The organism is uncultured Comamonas sp. (assembly GCF_964277875.1).
GTDB classification, from domain to species: Bacteria; Pseudomonadota; Gammaproteobacteria; order Burkholderiales; family Burkholderiaceae_C; genus Comamonas; species Comamonas sediminis.
The window spans coordinates 1-15,321 of the sequence record NZ_CAXYJV010000001.1 but is presented as its reverse complement, the minus strand read 5'-3'; the positions used below and the strand labels follow the sequence as shown (position 1 = coordinate 15,321).

Here is a 15,321-nt window from a genome sequence, read left to right as displayed (position 1 = left end):
AAAGCAAAAATGGCATCGAATGTTCTGCGCGACGCACGTCGCATCGTCGTCAAAGTCGGCTCCAGTCTGGTCACCAACGAGGGCAAGGGCCTCGATGAAGGGGCCATCACCGAATGGAGCCGCCAGCTCGCCGCCCTGGTGCATGGTGAAGGGGGCGCCAAGCGCGAAGTGATCATGGTCTCCAGTGGTGCGGTCGCAGAAGGCATGAAGCGCCTGGGCTGGCACCAGCGGCCCAAGGAAATCCATGAGCTGCAGGCCGCTGCCGCCGTCGGCCAGATGGGCCTGGTCCAGATGTACGAGACCAAGCTGCGTGAACAGAACCTGGGCAGCGCCCAGGTGCTGCTGACCCATGCCGACCTGGCCGACCGCGAGCGCTACCTCAATGCGCGCGTCACCTTGCTGACCTTGCTGCAGCTGGGTGTCGTGCCGGTGATCAACGAGAACGACACCGTCGTCAACGACGAAATCAAGTTCGGTGACAACGACACCTTGGGGGCGCTGGTGGCCAACCTGGTCGAGGCCGATGCGCTGGTCATTCTGACCGACCAGAAGGGCCTGTACACCGCCGATCCCCGCAAGAACCCCGGCGCCGAATTTGTGCACGAGGCGCAGGCTGGCGACCTGAAGCTGGAGGCCATGGCCGGCGGCGCAGGCTCGGGCATTGGCAAGGGCGGCATGCTCACCAAGATCCTGGCTGCCAAGCGCGCTGCGGGCTCAGGCGCGTCCACGGTGATCGCCTGGGGGCGTGAGCAGAATGTGCTGCTGCGTCTGGCTGCCGGCGAGGCCATTGGCACGCTGTTGGTGGCCGATACCCACAAGAACCAGGCACGCAAGCAATGGATGATGGACCACTTGCAGATGCATGGCTATGTCACGGTGGATGAGGGTGCCGCTCAAAAGCTGCGCCGTGACGGCAAGAGCCTGCTGCCGATTGGCATGGTGAGCGTGCATGGCGAGTTCTCGCGCGGTGAGGTGATTGGCGTGCGTGATCCGCAAGGCATTGAGCTGGCGCGTGGCCTGGCCAACTACAGCAGTGCGGAAGCGCGGCGCCTGTGCCGCAAGCCCTCGGCCGAGTTCGAGCAGCTGCTGGGCTATACCGGTGAGCCGGAGATGCTGCACCGTGACAACATGGTGTTGACCGGGCATTGACCCGGCCGTCTGTGGCCTGCCATGCACCTGTGGCTCAAAGCACAAAGCGTCCCGAGGGACGCTTTGTGCTTTGGATCGCTCATCCGCCTTTGGGTTGCGGATCGCGCCCGGCATTGCCCGGGTCCGGGTCAAAGCTGGCACCCGGTGGCAGCTCCATCTCCTGCATCATGCGCAGCGGCGAATGGTAGCTCACCACCGTGGTGGTGGTCACCGATACCTGCAAGGTCTCGGCAGTGCTGCCGTCAGGCTCATGCAGCTCACCGTCACGCGCGCGCGCATTGCTGCGCAAGTAGCGGTTGCGCGGATCGTGGCGGGGCACAAAACGCGACAGCTCGGTCAACGCCATCTCGTAGACGCCCCGCTTGAACTCCACCACCACATCCAGTGGCACCCAGTAGTCATTCCAGCGCCAGGCATCGAACTCCGGATGGTTGGTGGCACGCAGATTCAGGTCCCAGTCATGCCCCGTTAACTGGAGCAAAAACCAAATCTGCTTTTGTCCGCGATAATAGCCTCTGGCATCGCGGCGGATGAAGCGTTCTGGCACCTCGTACCGTAGCCAATCCCGCGTTCTAGCCACAATACGTACATGCTCCGGTCGCAAGCCCACTTCCTCATGCAGCTCTCGAAACATCGCCTGCTCGGGGGTTTCTCCACGGTCGATACCGCCCTGCGGAAACTGCCAGCTATGGGTGCGGATGCGCTTGCCCCAAAACACCTGATTGCGCTGGTTGAGCAGGATGATGCCGACGTTTGGCCTAAAGCCATCTCGGTCCAGCATAATCTAACCCCAATTTTTTAAACTGTGTCCATTATGCCTGTGCCTTGAAGCCATCTTCAAGGGGGCAACTACTAGGTCCATTGTCATAGACTATGAAAGCTTCGCAATTTCTCATCTCGACCCTGAAAGAAGCGCCTGCGGACGCTGAAATCGCCAGCCACCAGCTGATGACCCGCGCCGGCATGATCAAAAAGCTCGGCGCCGGCATCTACAACTACATGCCGATGGGCCTGCGCGTGATCCGCAAGGTCGAGGCGATCGTGCGCGAAGAGATGAACCGCGCTGGCGCCATCGAAGTGACGATGCCCGTGGTGCAGCCTGCCGAGCTGTGGCAGGAGACCGGCCGTTTCGACAAGATGGGTGCCGAGCTGCTGCGCATCCAGGACCGCCACTCGCGTGACTTCGTCATCCAGCCCACCAGCGAAGAGGTGGTGACCGACATCGCGCGCCAGGAGTTCAAGAGCTACAAGCAGCTGCCCAAGAACCTCTACCAGATCCAGACCAAGTTCCGCGACGAGCGCCGCCCCCGCTTTGGCCTGATGCGTGGCCGCGAGTTCATCATGAAGGACGCCTATTCCTTCGACAAGGACCGCGACGCCGCCCAGATCAGCTACCAGACCATGCGCGCTGCCTACAAGCGCATCTTTGACCGTTTCGGCCTGCAATACCGTGCCGTGCGCGCAGACAGCGGCGCCATCGGTGGCGATCTGAGCGAAGAGTTCCAGGTGATTGCCGCGACCGGCGAGGACGCCATCGTCTACTGCCCCAACAGCGATTACGCGGCCAACATCGAAAAGGCCGAAAGCCTGGCGCCTACCCAGCCCCGTGCTGCTGCCGCGCAGGCCATGGCCAAGACGGCCACGCCGGGCAAGAGCACCTGCGCCGATGTGGCCGAGCTGCTGAACCTGCCTTTGGCCAACACCGTCAAATCGCTGGTGCTGGCCACCGACGAGACCAATGACAAGGGCGACATCCTGAGCTCGCAGGTCTGGCTGCTGCTGCTGCGCGGTGACCATGACATGAACGAGATCAAGGTCGGCAAGGTCGAGGGCCTGGCCAACTTCCGTTTTGCGACCGTCAGCGAGATTGAAGAACACTTTGGCTGCCAGCCCGGTTACCTGGGCCCGATCGGCCTGAAGAAGCCCGTCAAGCTGGTGGTGGACCGCGACGTGGCCGTGATGGCCGACTGGGTCTGCGGTGCCAACGAGGCCGACTACCACTTGACCGGTGTGAACTGGGGCCGTGACCTGCCCGAGCCTGCGCTGGTCGCCGATCTGCGCAATGTGGTCGCCGGCGACCTCTCGCCAGACGGCCAGGGCGAGCTGGCCATTGAGCGCGGTATCGAGATCGGCCACGTGTTCTACCTGGGCACCAAGTACTCCAAGGCGATGAAGGCCACCTTCCTGGCCGAGAACGGCAAGCCCAGCGAGTTCGAAATGGGTTGCTATGGCATTGGCGTGACCCGCCTGCCCGCTGCGGCTGTGGAGCAAAACCACGACGAGCGCGGCATCATCTGGCCCGATGCGATTGCGCCTTTCACGGTGGTGATCTGCCCAATCGGCATGGACCGCAGCGAAGCGGTCAAGACTGCGGCTGAAAAGCTACACGCAGACTTGTTGGCCGCCGGCGTCGATGTGATACTGGACGACCGCGGCGAGCGCCCGGGCGCGATGCTGGCTGATTGGGAGCTGATTGGCGTGCCGCACCGTGTAGTGCTGGGCGACCGGGGCCTGCAAGAAGGCATGGTCGAGTACCAGCAGCGCCGCGACACCGCAGCCACCAAGGTGCCTGTGGACGAGGTGTTCAGCTTCATCACCAGCCGCTTGGCCTGATGCGGGCATGGGCTGCAAGTGCAGCCCGGCCGGCCAGGCGCCGCAAAAAATATTCACCAGAGGGATTGATCCAGGATGTCAGGCTCACGCATTGCTCTACCTGCGGGCGTATCACGCCGCGCGGCCATGGCATCGCTGTTGGCGGGGCCCGGCGCCTGGCTGGCAGCGCCGCAGGCTGCGCATGCCGGTGGCCAGCTGGAGGAGCCGCTGATCGATTCGGTGCGCTCGGCGCTGACGGCCGCCATTGGCAGCGCGGCGCCACCGGAGCCCGTGTTTGTCTCGACCGAGGCCAAGATCGTCTACCTGCGCTGGCTGGGCGCGATGAGTGACCGCCTGCGCCGGCGCAAACCCGAATGGGAAGTGCGCCGCGATTTTCTGCAGACCGTCTGGTATGAGGCCCGGCGTGCGCGCCTCGATGAATCGCTGGTGCTGGGCCTGATCCAGGTCGAAAGCGGTTTCCGCAAGTTCGCCATGTCCAATGTCGGCGCCCGGGGCTACATGCAGGTGATGCCATTCTGGACCCGGGTGATCGGTGATGGCGACCCTGCCAAGCTTTTCCACATGCAGACCAATCTGCGTTTTGGCTGTGTGATTCTGCGCCACTACCTGGACCGCGAAAAGGGCGATCTGTTCATGGCACTGGGCCGCTACAACGGCAGCCGCGGAAAGGATACCTACCCCAACCTGGTCTACGGTGCCCAGCGCCAGTGGCTGTTCGAGAACAAGGTGGAAGCCTGAAGCTTGGGCCCGTGGCAGCTGCCAGCACTGCGACCACAACATAGCCACCGCATGCGGTGGCTTTTTCATGGGCCCGGGTGTGGGTTGGACCGGTGTTCAGGCCAACAGGCTGCCCGGGGCTGGCGGCACCGGCGAATCCGGCACCTTGTTGGGGTCCACGACGGTGACCAGCACCTGGTCGATGCGGTAGCTGTCCACATCCATCACCTCGAACTGGTACTTGCCCCAGCCCACCTTGTCGGTGCGGCGGGGGATGCGGCGCAGCATCACCATCAAGAAGCCGCCGAGGGTCTCGTACTCATCGGCGTGCGGCAGGTCATCGAGCAGCAGGGCACGCTCCACATCCTCGATCGGCGTGATACCGTCGATCAGCCACGAGGTCTCGTCACGGCGCACGATCAGCTCCTCGTCGACCGGGCCCATCAGGTCGCCCATGACGGTGCTCATCACATCGTTGAGCGTGACCACGCCGACCACGAGGCTGTATTCGTTGACGATGATCGCAAAGTCCTCATGCGCCTGGCGGAACTGCTGCAGCACCTCGGCCAGGGTCAACCGGTCGGGGATGACCAGCGCCTTCTTGACCAGGCCTTCGTCGTGCAGCTTCATCGGCAGGTTGTTCAGCGCGCGCTGGAACAGGTCCTTGGCATCCACATAGCCGACCACATGGTCGATATCCCCGGCGCAGACCGGGTAGGTCGAAAATGGCTCTTCGGCAATGCGGGCGCGGATGATGTCGTCGCTGTCGTCCTGGTAGAAGAAGGCGATGCGGTCGCGCTGCGTCATCGCCGAGCCGACGGTGCGCGTGTCGAGCTCGAACAGGTTGGCAATCACCTGCTGCTCCTGCGCGGCCAGCACACCAGCCTTGGCGCCCGCCTCGGTCATCGCCAGAATGTCTTCGTAAGTGATCTTTTCATCGCGGATCGTCGACAGGCCGAGCACACGGAACAGTGCATCGGCCGCCTTGCTGTAGAACCAGACCACCGGCTTGAAGATCGTCATGCACCACTGCATGGGCCGCAGCACCCGCAGCGCCAAGGCTTCGGGCTCGGCCATCGACAGGCGCTTGGGCAGCAGGTCGGCCAGCAAAATGAACAGCGAGGTGACCACGGTGAACGAAAACAGGAACCCGATGGTTTGCGCGGTGGCTGGTTCCAGCCAGCGGCTGGCGATGCCCGCGACAAAGGGGCTGAGTGCCCCTTCGCCAACGATACCGCCCAGAATGGCCACCGCATTCTGGCCCACCTGCACGACGGTGAAGTACTCACCGGGCTGCTCCTGGACCTTCATCACACGTTCTGCACGCGGGTCTCCGTCATCCACCATCTGCCGCAAGCGCAGGCGGCGCGAGGCGGCCAGCGCTATCTCCGCCATGGAGAAAAAGGCGCTGAAGCTGATCAGCAAGGCAATGACAAAGAGACTCTGCGTAAGATTCATAGACGTTCTTGTAGGAGCAGTGCAGACCGGCTGCTCACATTTTTCGGCAAAAGCGGGGTCAGCGCGCGGGGCGCCGCCGGATTGAATCCGTGTTCAATGGTCGCATGCCCGTCTGGAGACTGGCAAGTGCTTTTGGCAGCAGGCGCCCAAAGCCCACAGCGGGCGGGCGGGGCGCGGTTGGTGCTGCGGTGCCAAGCTTACCCCAGCAGCCTGGCTATGGCGGCTGGCGGGGCCATTGTGTGCCGCCATCAAAGGGCCGCGCAGCGCAGCCAGCAGCCGCGCACAGGCGCAAAAAAGCCGCCTCAAAGGCGGCCTGGGCACATCCGGCAAGCCGGGTGCAGCGCAATCAGAGCGTCGCCACGAGTTGCTGCAGCTCGCCCGATTCGTACATTTCCATCATGATGTCCGAGCCACCGATGAATTCACCTTTGACATACAGCTGCGGGATCGTGGGCCACTGGCTGTAGTCCTTGATGCCTTGGCGGATCTCGGGGTCTTCGAGCACATTGACGGTGGTCAGACCACGGGTCTCCACGCCGCTGGCTTTGAGAATCTGAATGGCACGGCCGGAGAATCCGCATTGCGGAAAGCTGGCTGTTCCCTTCATGAACAGCACGATGTCATGGCCTTTGACCAGTTGGTCGATGCGTTGTTGGGTATCGCTCATGGATGGGCTCCGTCGGGGCGTGTGGGTTGCTATGTAATCGGATCAGCGCTGGGATCAGCTTCCCAGATGTGGGCGGTTTGCCACATATCAAGCGCGGACAGGGTTGCCATTATTTCATGGAAGCCCATTGCCCGCCGCTGGCTCGCTCGATGCCAGCGAGGTCGTTGCGGCTTTGCACCTGGGCAAAGCCGCGCTGTGCCAACAGCGCGCGCACCCCGTCCGCCTGGTCCCAGCCATGCTCGATCAGCAGCCAGCCGCCGTCACGCAGGTAGCGGGGGGCGGCATCAATGATATGGCGGATGTCGTCCAGCCCATCGGCGCCGCTGGTCAGCGCCTGGCGCGGCTCATGGCGTAGCGCAGGCATGTGCGGGTCATCGTCGCGGATATAGGGCGGATTCGTGATGATGGCGTCAAACGGGCCTTGCAACGCCGACAGCCAGTGGCTGTGCGCCAAGCGCAGCGGCAACTGCAGCCGCTCTGCATTGGCCTGGGCCACCGCCAGCGCATCGCTGCTGGCATCCACCGCCCAGACCTCGGCTGCAGGCCGCGCATGCTGCAAGGCCAGCGCAATCGCGCCGCTGCCGGTGCCCAGGTCGGCCAGGCGCAAGGCTGGCTGGCCCGGTGCCGCATCGGGCAGCAGCTCCAGCGCCCAGTCCACCAAGGTTTCGGTGTCGGGGCGCGGGTCCAGCACGCGGGCGTCCACGGCCAGGTCCAGCCCGTAAAAGCCTTTATGGCCAGTCAGATAGGCCACCGGCTCGCCATCGGCGCGGCGCTGCAGCCATTGCTGCCACTGCGCGGTCTGCGCGCTGCTCAGGCTGTCGCCGTCATGGGTGATGAGCCAGGCGCGCGCATGGGTCGGTTGGCCGCAGAGCTGCAGCAGCAGCATCTGCGCATCGATGCGGGCGATGCCCAGCGCAGCGGCTTGCGCCAGTGCCTGGGTGACCGTGATGGGGGTGTCGGGGGTGGGAGCATTCATGTCGCTGCGCGGTTCGCTGTGGCTGCGGGCTAGGGGTTGGCGGCCTGCACAAAGGGCCGCGATTGCAGGATCAGGACCTGGTCGCCAGCAACCGCCCATTCAATATCCTGGGTGCGGCCGCCAAACTGCTTTTCGACCGCAGCAGCGGCATCGGCCAGGCGTTGGACCAGTGCATCGCTCAGCACCTGGCGCTGCGCAACGGCCACTTCCTGCACGCCGCCGCCAGGTGCCAGCCGCAGCTCGGTGTCTTCGGCCGAGCGGCTGAGGACCTGCACGGCCTTGCTGCGGCGCGAATACAGCACCTGCTCTGCGACCCGCCGGCCTTCCACCACGCGGATGCCGATGCCGCGCTTGGCGGCGATGAAGACGCTGTGCGGGGTGTTGCCCAGCGGATCGCGCGTGACCATCACACCCGAGGCATCGGAATCCACCGCCTTTTGCACCAGCACGGCCATTGCAACAGCGTCCTGCGCAATGCCGGCGGCGCGGCGCGCCTCCCAGGCTTCGAAGTTGAAGACCGAGGCCCAGACCTTGCGTACGGCATCCTGCAAGGCCGCCTCGCCCTTCACATGGGGCACGGTGGTGTAGAGGCCGGCGCCGCTGAAGCCGGGCAAATCTTCCGAGCTGGAGGAGCTGCGCACAAACACGCCAGCCTGCTGCAGTTGGCTGGTCCAGCGCGCTTGCAGCTGGCTGGCAAAAGCGGCATCCAGCGGCATCTGTTCGATCTCGGCACGCAGCGCGGCCAAGGCACTGCGGCGCAGCGCGGCATCGCTGTCAAAGCCCGGCTGCTGCCGCATGCGGGCCACTTTTTCCGCCAGGCCAAAACGCTGCATCGCGCTGGCATAGGCGCCAAAGGGCAGGCAGAAACCGTCGGGCACCTGGACCCCGGCAATGCCTGCATGCCGCACTTCGCCGAGGTTGGCGGCCTTGGCCCCGCACTGGCGGCGGTGGCTGGCGCGCAGTGCCGCCAGCGGCTGCAGCGCGCCGCTGCGCGTGTCGGTCTGGATGCTGGCGCCCGCCAGGCTGCGTTTGAGGGCCGTGCGCTCCAGGACCTGGCTGCGTTCGGCACTGGTGGCGGCCCGCAGCTGGTAGTCCTTGGCGCTGACCGTCAGGTGCACCCATTGGCCGTTGTGTGCTGCCAGCAGCTGGCTGGCATCGCGCACATAGGCATTGGGTACGCCCCAGCCCCTGGCCAGCAGGTTGACATGCGACACCATGGTCGATGGCTGCTCGGTCACCACGCCCGCCACCGGCGGCAGCGCAATCGGTACCTGGCGCAGCACCACGATGTCGCTGGGCTGCAGGTCCTGCACCTGGTCGATATCCTCCACGAGGCGCAAGCGGCCCACGGCCTGGCCGGGGTTTAGCGGCAAAAAGGGCTGCTGGCCGATCAGCGCGCTTTGCGTCACAGCGGGAATGCCTGCGGCGGCTGCCACCTGCTCTTGCGCGCTGGCATTGGCCTTGAACTGTACGGGCGCAAAAAAATGGCTGCGCAGCTGGGCTTGGGTTTCGCGCAGCAAGGCGCCTGTCAGCTGGTCGCCTTCCCAGAATTCGTAGACATAGCCGTCGATCTGCGGCTGCCAGCTCAAGGTGCCCAGGATGAAGCGGCGCCCCGCGTCGCGGTAGTTGCGGTTCAGCGCGTCCTTGCCGCCGCGCAGCAAGCCCTGGGCGCGCAGGAAGTGGTCGTGCAGCTGGTAACGCGGGGTGTTGATGAAATACAGCCGGGCCGCAGGTTGGGCCTGGCGGTCCACCACAAAGATCACATGGGGCTGGGCCAGCGGCGTGCCGGCGTTGTAGACGCGGGCCAGCTGGTCAAAGGCGGCCTGGCTGGGCAGATCGGCGGCAAAGGGCAGGCTGCTGTGGTGGGCCATGGCCTGCGCGGGTGCGCTGCTGCCTGGCCTGGCGATCAGCTCCTGCGCTGCGCGTCCATCCTCATACATCGAGGGCTTGCGCGCCAGCTGTGCCGATGCGCTGCTGGTGGCCAGGGCCAGCGCGATGCAACCCGCCGCACGCCAGGCAGCGCGCAACGCCAAACCGGGGTGGGGGCGGCTGGGCATCGCAGGCCTTATTGGTTGACTTCCAGCTCGGCCAGCAACTCGGCCTCGCGTTCGGACTGCAGCGCTTCCATCAGCTCGCTGAGGTCGCCGTCCATGATGAAGCTGAGCTTGTACAAGGTCAGGTTGATGCGGTGGTCGGTGACGCGGCCCTGCGGGAAGTTGTAGGTGCGGATGCGGTCGCTGCGGTCGCCCGAGCCGATCAGGCCCTTGCGCATCGCTGCCTCTTTGGCGGCACGCTCGCTGCGTTCCTTTTCCTGGATGCGGGCCTGCAGCACCTGCAAGGCCTTGGCCTTGTTGCTGTGCTGGCTGCGGCCGTCCTGGCATTCGGCGACGATGCCGGTGGGCAAGTGGACGATGCGCACCGCCGAATCGGTTTTGTTGATGTGCTGGCCACCGGCGCCGCTGGCGCGGAAGGTGTCGATGCGCAGGTCAGCCGGGTTCAGCGTGATGGCCTGCTGCTCATCGGGCTCGGGCATCACCGCCACCGTGCAGGCGCTGGTGTGGATGCGGCCCTGGGTTTCGGTGGCGGGCACGCGCTGCACGCGGTGGCCGCCGGATTCAAAGCGCAGGGTGCCGTAGACGTTGTCGCCCCCGTCGATGCGCAGCACCACTTCCTTGTAGCCGCCCAGTTCGGCCTCGTTGGCGCTCATGATCTCGACCCGCCAGCCCATGCGCTCGGCGTAGCGGGTGTACATGCGGGTGATGTCGCCGGCAAACAGCGCCGATTCATCACCGCCGGTGCCGGCCCGCACTTCGACGAAGGCGGGGCGGGCATCGTCCGGGTCCCTGGGCAGCAGCATGCGTTGCAGCTGGGCGGCGAGCTGCTGCAGCTCGGCCTCGCCATTGCTGATTTCCTCGCGCGCCATGTCGGCCATGTCCGGGTCGGCCAGCATCTCCTTGGCCCCTTCGATATCGGATTCGACCTGCTGGTAGCGCGCATAGCGCTCGGCCACTGCGGCGACATCGGTGTGCTCACGCGAGAGCTTGAGGAACTGCGGCATGTTGGCCATGATGTCCTCGCGCGAAAGCAGAAAATTCAGCTCGTTGAGGCGCTCGGCATAGCGTTCCAGCTGTTGGCGGAGAAAGTCTTTCATGGCGGTCTGGTAGGCAGGGCCTGCGCCGGGGCTGCCGCAAATGCAGCGATCAAACAGGCAGGCCGAGAAAAGGAGGAGCGGGGGAGCAAGCAGGGGCGGCAAGCCGCGCAGCGTCGCTACAAACCCGATTGGTGGCCGTTGCCACCGCCGCGCTGGCTGCGCAGGAACAGGCGCGACACCATGTCTGCAGTCTGGGCACGCGCCTGGGCATCGCCCGCGTGCAGCTCGGCCATCGTGCCATGCAAAATCTTTTGCGACAGGCCACGCGTCAGCGCATCGAGCACCGCGTCCATGTCTTCACCCTTGGCCAGGCGCTTCTTGGCGCGCTCGATCTCCAGCGCACGCCAGACATCGGCCTGCGCGTTGATCTGCTGGATCAACGGCACGGCGCCGCCCTCTGGGGCGCGCTGGTCCATCCAATGCATGAAGCGCTGCACGCCGGCATCGATGATGGTTTCGGCCTGCACCACGGCAGCCTGGCGCTGCTCCTGGCCGGCCTTGACCACATGGGCCAGGTCATCCACGGTGTAGAGGTAGATATCGCCCAGGTTCTTGACCTCGGCCTCGATATCGCGGGGAACGGCCAGGTCCACCATGAAGATCGGGCGGCGCTTGCGCTTTTTCAGTGCGCTCTCGACGGCACCCAGGCCGATGATCGGCAGGCTCGATGCGGTGCAGCTGATGATGGCATCGTATTCGTGCAAGTGGTCGGGCAGATCGGCCAGGCGCATCGTGCTGGCGCCAAAATGGCCGGCCAGTTTTTCGCCGCGCTCCAGCGTGCGGTTGGCCACCGTGATGTGGGCGGGCTGCTTGGCTGCGAAATGGGTAGCGCACAGCTCGATCATCTCGCCGGCGCCGACAAACAGCACGCGGATCTTGGTCAGGTCTTCAAACAGCTGGCCCGCCAGGCGCACGGCAGCGGCGGCCATGCTGATGCTGTGCGCGCCGATCTCGGTGGCACTGCGCACTTCCTTGGCGACGGCAAAGCTGCGCTGGAACAACTGGTTCAGCGTGGTGCCCAGCGAGCCGGCTTCTTCAGCGGCGCGCACGGCGTTCTTCATCTGGCCCAGAATCTGGGCCTCGCCCAGCACCATCGAGTCCAGACCGCTGGCCACGCGAAAAGCGTGGCGGGCGGCCAGGTCGTTCTGCAAGGTGTAGGTGTAGTGCTTCAGCGCATCGGCTGGCAGGTCGCCGCTCTGGGCGAGCCAGCGCAAGGTGTGGTCAAGCGCCGGCTCTTGGGCGGCGCAATAGATCTCGGTGCGGTTGCAGGTCGACAGGATCGCGGTTTCCACACCGGCGTGGCTGTGCACACCCGAGATCGTGCTGCGCAAACTCTGCAAAGTTGGCGCAATCTTGTCGAGTGCAAATGCAAACCGGCCGCGAATGTCGACCGGTGCCGTCGTGTGGTTGATGCCCAGGGCCCAAACTGCCATGTCACAGATTATAAAATCTCTGTAAATCCATTGCTTGTCGTATCAGTACCAGCTTGACTTATATCAACCTGCCCGCTCCATGACTGCTAGCACCAGCCTCTGGCACCTGCTGAATTTCTGCGCACCCGCCGCCTTTTTGGCGCTGTTGCTGGTGTTGGCCCGCTGGGTGTTTGCACGCAAGGCCACGCCCTTGCTGCCCTGGTATGGCCAGCTGGCACTGCATTTTCTGGTGGGCTGTGCCGCCCTTTTTGCCGCCCTGCTGTGGCAGGGCCGCGATGGCAGCCTGGCGGGCTATGCGCTGTTGGTGCTGGCGATGGCCAGCAGCCAATGGGCGGTGCTGGGCAACTGGCGGCGCTGAGGCCGGCGACTGCAATTATTTCTGAGGCAGGAGCTATACGTTTCTTTACAATTCAGACATAATTGTGGGATGACTACCACAACGACCTTGGCAGGCCACCGCTCCCGGTGGCTTTTCTGTATCTGCTTTCTGGCGGTGGGCGTTGTAGCGGCGGCGCTGGTCTGGGGATCGCAGGCCTTGCTGTTTGCCGACACCAATGATTTTCAACGCGTGGTGGGCCATCTCTACCTGACGCCTCTGGGCGACGGCATCCACTGGACGCTGCCCGAGCGCGCGTTCCGCACGCCGGGCAATCCGGAACTGGCCTCGCATATGTTCACGTTCGCGGGCTGGGTGCAGCGCTTCATGCCGGGGAACCTGTTTGACCTGTCGCGCACGGCGCTGGCGGCCAAATTGCTGCTGCTGGCCTATGCCGGTGTGCTGGCCTGGCAATGCGCTGTGGCGCTGCAGCGCGGTGCGCTGGGCTGGGCGGGGCTGGCGCTGGCCTGGTTGGCGGCGTTCTTCATGGCACACAACATCGGTATGGCGCAGTCGTTCTATGCCGAATACGCCTGCCTGATCGCGCTGCCACTGCTGCTGCTGGGCATGCTGGCCTCGCGCCGCGCAGTCCGGCTGGCCGGTCTGGGCCTGGGGGCACTGGTGTGCGGCCTGGCCAAGGTGCAGTATTTTTATGTTCCGCTGCTGGCGCTGTTGTGCGTCTGGGCCGCGGGCCGCTGGCAGCGCAGCCCGGCCGACAGGGGGCTGCTCAAGCTGCTGCTGGCGGTGCAGGTGCTGTGCCTGGTGCCGCTGTTGATCGGCAAGAACGCCAGTCTCAATGCCTACCATGGCGTCTACCTGGGCTCCTACATGGTGCTCAGCCCGGCGCAGCTCGATGGCCTGGGCGTGCCGGCCGAGCGCCGGGACTGCATCGGTGTCGATGCCTGGGGCAATGCGCTTTCGGGCCCCGGCGGCACCCAGGTGCAGCACACGGACCGCGATTGCTACCCGGTGACACCCAAGCTGGGCAAGGGCGATGTGCTGCGGCCCTATCTGCACTACCCGCTGACCCTGTGGCGCCTGGCCCGCTTTGCGCTGCCCAGCCATTTCACGGTGCAGTACTTCCATGTGTTTCCCGGTAACTTCTACCTCCACCGCCACGAGGTCGGTGCCCAGCCGGTGACCGATCTGTTGCAGCAGCTGACGCTACTGCGCGACCGCAGCATCACGCCGCTGGCGCCGCTGTTTCTGCTGGCCGCGCTGGCGCTGTTTGCCGCCAGCCGCTGCCGCCAGGCCGCCCGCATGCGCCCGCTGGCTGCTGGCGGCCTGCTGCTGGCGCTCTTGGTGGTGTCGCAGGTGATCATTGTGCTGCTGGGCGAAGGTGTGCGCGACATGAGCAAGCACCTGTGGGCGGCGCAGCTGGCGCTGGACATGCTGGTGGTGCTGACGGCCGTGCAAGGCCTGGGCTGGCTGTGGCTGCTGTGGCGGCGCAAGTCCGCGCCCACTGCCCAGGCGGCGGCAGCTACTGTCTGAAGGCGGCGGCGTCAATCCGAAAAAATGCGAGACAGGGGCCGGTTGTAGAAGCGGGGTGCGCCGGTCATCATGCGGTGCACAGGCCGCGCTTGCGCTGCCCGCCGCTCAACCGATAACAACCCAAGGAGACCCTCCATGAAGCACATTGCACACGCCTGCCTGGCAGTCGTCGCCGGGCTGGCGCTGACTGCTGCCGCCCAGGCCCAGCAACCTTTTCCGACCAAGCCGGTGCGCGTGGTCATCGGCTTTCCCGCAGGAGGCCCGCTGGACCAGCATGCCCGCTTGTTGACCGACAAGCTCCAGGGCGTGCTGGGCCAGCCGATCATCGTCGACTACAAACCCGGTGCCGGTGGCGCGGTGGGCGCGCAGGATGTCATGAAAGCGCCGCCCGATGGCTACACGCTGATGCTGGCCAATACCGGGGTGATGGTGATCAACCCCGCGCTCTACCCCAAGCTGCCCTACAGCACCTTGCGCGATTTCACGCCGGTGGCGCGCACGGCCATGCAGCCCCTGGCCTTGCTGGTCAACAACAAGGTACCGGCCAAGAACCTGCAGGAGTTCATCGCCTACGCCAAAGCCAACCCGGGCAAGGTCAACTTTGGCTCGGCCGGCAATGGCGGCATCAGCCACCTGGTGCCCGAGATGTTCAAGAGTGCGACCGGGCTGGACCTGGTGCACATTCCCTACAAGGGCAGTGCGCCGGCCTTTACCGATCTGGTGGGAGGCCAGGTGCAGTTCATGGCCGAGAGCATTCCGCTGGCTGCCGCCTACCACAAGCAGGGCAAGGTGCGTGCGCTGGCCGTCACCAGCAAGGAGCGCAACCCGGCGCTGCCCGAGGTGCCCACCGCCATTGAAAGCGGGCTCAAGGGCTTTGAGGTCGTGGGCTTCTATGGCTTTCTCGCGCCCGCCGGAACGCCCAAGGACGTGGTGGACAAGCTCAGCGCCGCGTTTGGCCAGGTGATGCAGATGCCCGATGTGCGCGGCCGCATGGTGGAGCAGGGCGCTGACCCGGCCTTTCTCGGTGCCGAGGCCTTCCAGCAGTTCCTGGCGGCGGAGACGCCACGCTGGGCCGACGCGGTGAAGGCCTCGGGCACCAAGATGGACTGAGGCGCAGCGCGCACCCAAAAAAGCCCGGCATGGCCGGGCTTTTGTCTGGCGGTTGACCCGTCCGTATTAGCGTTGACACCTTGGACTTACCCAAAGGGATAAGCAAGATGGAGTCTAGGACTAAGCGGACGCAGAGCGATTACACGCTGGCTTTTAAGCTGGCCGTTGTCGAGCAGGTAG

Annotated in this window: 12 protein-coding genes and 1 pseudogene; 6 read left to right on the top strand and 7 right to left on the bottom strand. The window is 65.0% G+C overall.

Annotation, left to right across the window (positions count from 1 at the left end; translation table 11 throughout):
- Nucleotides 1–9: 9 nt before the first annotated feature.
- The gene (gene proB / locus ACHWUQ_RS00065; protein WP_312529447.1) at nt 10–1,149 is read left to right on the top strand and encodes a glutamate 5-kinase; all 1,140 of its coding nucleotides are present in this window, start codon (nt 10–12) and stop codon (nt 1,147–1,149) included.
- A 234-nt stretch (nt 1,150–1,383) separates the two neighbouring features.
- Here the strand turns inward: proB and ACHWUQ_RS00060 are convergent.
- Nucleotides 1,384–1,930: pseudogene (locus ACHWUQ_RS00060) on the bottom strand (RNA pyrophosphohydrolase); the annotation flags it as partial.
- Nucleotides 1,931–2,022: 92 nt separating this feature from the next.
- Here ACHWUQ_RS00060 and ACHWUQ_RS00055 point away from each other — a divergent pair.
- Both ACHWUQ_RS00055 and ACHWUQ_RS00050 read left to right on the top strand, forming a co-directional pair.
- Nucleotides 2,023–3,762, top strand: coding sequence for a proline--tRNA ligase (locus ACHWUQ_RS00055; RefSeq protein WP_239810804.1), 1,740 nt, complete (start codon nt 2,023–2,025; stop codon nt 3,760–3,762).
- A gap of 126 nt (nt 3,763–3,888) precedes the next feature.
- Nucleotides 3,889–4,500, top strand: coding sequence for a lytic transglycosylase domain-containing protein (locus ACHWUQ_RS00050; RefSeq protein ID WP_394680008.1), 612 nt, complete (start codon nt 3,889–3,891; stop codon nt 4,498–4,500).
- Between the two features lie 96 nt (nt 4,501–4,596).
- Here ACHWUQ_RS00050 and ACHWUQ_RS00045 read toward each other — a convergent pair whose 3' ends face one another.
- From ACHWUQ_RS00045 to hemA, 6 genes are all read right to left on the bottom strand, one after another.
- Nucleotides 4,597–5,937: a hemolysin family protein gene (locus tag ACHWUQ_RS00045; RefSeq protein WP_394680007.1), complete on the bottom strand. Its 1,341-nt coding sequence runs from the start codon at nt 5,935–5,937 to the stop codon at nt 4,597–4,599.
- Nucleotides 5,938–6,283: 346 nt separating this feature from the next.
- On the bottom strand, nt 6,284–6,604 hold the full coding sequence (gene grxD / locus ACHWUQ_RS00040) for a Grx4 family monothiol glutaredoxin (RefSeq protein WP_021027821.1): 321 nt from the start codon (nt 6,602–6,604) through the stop codon (nt 6,284–6,286).
- A 109-nt stretch (nt 6,605–6,713) separates the two neighbouring features.
- The gene (gene prmC / locus ACHWUQ_RS00035; RefSeq protein ID WP_312833719.1) at nt 6,714–7,580 is read right to left on the bottom strand and encodes a peptide chain release factor N(5)-glutamine methyltransferase; all 867 of its coding nucleotides are present in this window, start codon (nt 7,578–7,580) and stop codon (nt 6,714–6,716) included.
- Between the two features lie 29 nt (nt 7,581–7,609).
- Nucleotides 7,610–9,637 carry a PEP/pyruvate-binding domain-containing protein gene (locus ACHWUQ_RS00030; RefSeq protein WP_394680006.1) on the bottom strand — a complete coding sequence of 676 codons (2,028 nt, stop codon included), beginning with the start codon at nt 9,635–9,637 and terminating at the stop codon, nt 7,610–7,612.
- Nucleotides 9,638–9,645: 8 nt separating this feature from the next.
- Nucleotides 9,646–10,731, bottom strand: coding sequence for a peptide chain release factor 1 (gene prfA / locus ACHWUQ_RS00025; protein ID WP_239810809.1), 1,086 nt, complete (start codon nt 10,729–10,731; stop codon nt 9,646–9,648).
- A gap of 116 nt (nt 10,732–10,847) precedes the next feature.
- A complete protein-coding gene (gene hemA, locus ACHWUQ_RS00020) occupies nt 10,848–12,164 on the bottom strand; it encodes a glutamyl-tRNA reductase (protein ID WP_230770608.1) in 1,317 nt (438 codons plus the stop codon).
- Nucleotides 12,165–12,243: 79 nt separating this feature from the next.
- Between hemA and ACHWUQ_RS00015 the strand changes: the two genes are divergently transcribed.
- The 3 genes from ACHWUQ_RS00015 to ACHWUQ_RS00005 all read left to right on the top strand — a co-directional run bounded on the left by ACHWUQ_RS00015 (nt 12,244) and on the right by ACHWUQ_RS00005 (nt 15,141).
- The gene (locus tag ACHWUQ_RS00015) at nt 12,244–12,522 is read left to right on the top strand and encodes a hypothetical protein (RefSeq protein WP_312451955.1); all 279 of its coding nucleotides are present in this window, start codon (nt 12,244–12,246) and stop codon (nt 12,520–12,522) included.
- A 69-nt stretch (nt 12,523–12,591) separates the two neighbouring features.
- On the top strand, nt 12,592–14,031 hold the full coding sequence (locus tag ACHWUQ_RS00010; protein WP_394680005.1) for a hypothetical protein: 1,440 nt from the start codon (nt 12,592–12,594) through the stop codon (nt 14,029–14,031).
- A 135-nt stretch (nt 14,032–14,166) separates the two neighbouring features.
- Complete coding sequence (locus ACHWUQ_RS00005) at nt 14,167–15,141, top strand: Bug family tripartite tricarboxylate transporter substrate binding protein (protein ID WP_394680004.1); 975 nt, start codon at nt 14,167–14,169, stop codon at nt 15,139–15,141.
- Nucleotides 15,142–15,321 lie beyond the last annotated feature (180 nt).

What these genes read in the sequence shown, in the direction of transcription:
- ACHWUQ_RS00005 (WP_394680004.1), top strand. Translation starts at nt 14,167, where the DNA reads ATGAAGCACATTGCACACGCCTGCCTGGCAGTCGTCGCCGGGCTGGCG.
- proB (WP_312529447.1), top strand. Translation starts at nt 10, where the DNA reads ATGGCATCGAATGTTCTGCGCGACGCACGTCGCATCGTCGTCAAAGTC.
- prmC (WP_312833719.1), bottom strand. Translation starts at nt 7,580, where the DNA reads ATGAATGCTCCCACCCCCGACACCCCCATCACGGTCACCCAGGCACTG.
- prfA (WP_239810809.1), bottom strand. Translation starts at nt 10,731, where the DNA reads ATGAAAGACTTTCTCCGCCAACAGCTGGAACGCTATGCCGAGCGCCTC.
- grxD (WP_021027821.1), bottom strand. Translation starts at nt 6,604, where the DNA reads ATGAGCGATACCCAACAACGCATCGACCAACTGGTCAAAGGCCATGAC.
- ACHWUQ_RS00045 (WP_394680007.1), bottom strand. Translation starts at nt 5,937, where the DNA reads ATGAATCTTACGCAGAGTCTCTTTGTCATTGCCTTGCTGATCAGCTTC.
- hemA (WP_230770608.1), bottom strand. Translation starts at nt 12,164, where the DNA reads ATGGCAGTTTGGGCCCTGGGCATCAACCACACGACGGCACCGGTCGAC.
- ACHWUQ_RS00015 (WP_312451955.1), top strand. Translation starts at nt 12,244, where the DNA reads ATGACTGCTAGCACCAGCCTCTGGCACCTGCTGAATTTCTGCGCACCC.
- ACHWUQ_RS00030 (WP_394680006.1), bottom strand. Translation starts at nt 9,637, where the DNA reads ATGCCCAGCCGCCCCCACCCCGGTTTGGCGTTGCGCGCTGCCTGGCGT.
- ACHWUQ_RS00050 (WP_394680008.1), top strand. Translation starts at nt 3,889, where the DNA reads ATGGCATCGCTGTTGGCGGGGCCCGGCGCCTGGCTGGCAGCGCCGCAG.
- ACHWUQ_RS00010 (WP_394680005.1), top strand. Translation starts at nt 12,592, where the DNA reads ATGACTACCACAACGACCTTGGCAGGCCACCGCTCCCGGTGGCTTTTC.
- ACHWUQ_RS00055 (WP_239810804.1), top strand. Translation starts at nt 2,023, where the DNA reads ATGAAAGCTTCGCAATTTCTCATCTCGACCCTGAAAGAAGCGCCTGCG.